At 47.8% G+C, this 272-nt stretch carries 1 pseudogene; it reads left to right on the top strand.

Annotated elements, in window-relative coordinates:
* Positions 1-272, top strand: a pseudogene (locus AAEY75_RS15135) (sulfate ABC transporter permease subunit CysW); the annotation flags it as partial.

Below are 272 nucleotides of genomic sequence, written 5' to 3'. Positions count from 1 at the left end.
CGCTGCAAGCGATTAAGCTCACATTAATTACCGCCGCTATTGTGTTGCCAATTAACATGGTGATGGGTATCGCAATTGCATGGCTCGTGACGCGTTATCAATTCAAAGGTAAGCAGCTGGTCACGACCTTGCTTGATTTGCCATTTTCGGTGTCACCAGTGGTCGCCGGTTTGATGTTTGTCTTGTTATTCGGTCTTAACTCTACCGTTGGTGGCTGGCTTGAGAGCATGGGCTTTCAAGTGATTTATGCCGTTCCGGGTATTGTGTTAGCC

The organism is Psychrobacter sp. TB55-MNA-CIBAN-0194, from assembly GCF_040309505.1.
Classification (GTDB): Bacteria; Pseudomonadota; Gammaproteobacteria; order Pseudomonadales; family Moraxellaceae; genus Psychrobacter; species Psychrobacter fozii.
The sequence above is the reverse complement of the archived record's forward strand: the minus strand, read 5'-3'. Positions and strand labels throughout refer to the sequence as shown.